Below are 1,208 nucleotides of genomic sequence, written 5' to 3' on the forward strand. Positions count from 1 at the left end.
CCTGGTCCACGCCGCAGCGCGCAGCCAGCGTCCAGCTCGGCGGCGCCTCCAGCGCTTCGGGTGCAGCGCCAACGACGCGGCAAGGCAAGCCGCCCGACGCATCGCCGCGGTAGTCGCAGCGATAGCGGTCCACCGCCAGGTTCAACCCGGCGCTGCAACCGAAGTCGAACAAGGCCAGCCGCGGTCCGTGATGGCGCGCGATTTCGTCCAGCGCAGGCTTGAGCGCCGTGCAGCGGCCAATCTCGTTGGTTTGCGTGCGGCGGGTGGCGATCAGCTCGCGCAATGCAGTCGCATGGGCGTTGGCAAACGCCGCCAGCGCGGCTGGTAGCGCCGGGTCGTCCGGTGACCGCGTTCCACCCACGCTGGCGTACCAGCCGCCCAGACCGTTCGCGCTGCCGGCCTGCAGCACCTGGTAATGCAGCGCCGCGAGGATCAGGTTCGGCAGCCGCTGTGTCGGCGGCGCCGCGTCCAGCAGTTCGAGCAGGCCTGCCGAGCGCGCGATCAGCCGGCACAGCGGCGGGTACAGCGGCTCATCGGCAAATGCGGCACCGCTGTTGTCCAGCAGCGCGGCCTGCGGATGGTCCGCCAGCGGCGCGTCGAACGAGGGCGCCGCGATCATGCGGCCAGCGCGGCCTCGATGTCCTTGGCCAGCTTCTCCGGTGCGTCCTGCGGGGCGTAGCGCTTGAGCACCTGGCCGTTTTTGCCGATCAGGAACTTGGTGAAGTTCCACTTGATGGCCTCGATGCCCAGCAGGCCTGGCTTTTCGCCCTTGAGCCAGCGGTACAGCGGCGTGGCTTCGTCGCCGTTGACGTCGACCTTGGCCATCATCGGGAAGTCCACGCCGTAGTGCAGCTGGCAGAACGAGGCGATCTCGTCGTTGCTGCCCGGATCCTGCGAGAGGAACTGGTTGCTCGGGAAACCCAGCACCGTCAGGCCGCGGTCCTGGTAGTCCTTCCACAGCTTTTGCAGGCCTTCGAACTGCGGCGTGAAGCCGCACTTGCTGGCGGTGTTGACGATCAGCAGCACCCGGCCCTGGTACTGCCTGAGCGGCACGGTTTCGCCGGTGATGGCCTTGGCCTCGAAGTCATAGACGCTGTCGCTCATGGAAACCCCGATCCGAAACGCAAAGGTGACGGATGGTAGCGCCGGCCGCGGCGTTCAAGGTCGCACCGCGGTGGGTGCCTTCAAGGCCGCAGCGCGGCCAGTGC

2 protein-coding genes are annotated in these 1,208 nt (G+C 68.1%); both read right to left on the reverse strand.

Annotated elements, in window-relative coordinates:
• Positions 1–619: DUF2332 family protein (locus FKP22_RS30995; RefSeq protein WP_141292011.1), on the reverse strand; the 619-nt coding region annotated here is incomplete at its 3' end.
• The gene (locus FKP22_RS31000; RefSeq protein ID WP_141292012.1) at positions 616–1,104 is read right to left on the reverse strand and encodes a glutathione peroxidase; all 489 of its coding nucleotides are present in this window, start codon (positions 1,102–1,104) and stop codon (positions 616–618) included. The genes FKP22_RS30995 and FKP22_RS31000, both read right to left, overlap by 4 nt.
• Between the last annotated feature and the right edge of the window lie 104 nt (positions 1,105–1,208).

The organism is Ideonella azotifigens, from assembly GCF_006519715.1.
GTDB lineage: Bacteria > Pseudomonadota > Gammaproteobacteria > Burkholderiales > Burkholderiaceae_C > Ideonella > Ideonella azotifigens.

Bases quoted from the DNA above. Each gene is read 5' to 3' on its own strand.
- FKP22_RS31000 (WP_141292012.1), bottom strand. From the start codon at position 1,104: ATGAGCGACAGCGTCTATGACTTCGAGGCCAAGGCCATCACCGGCGAA.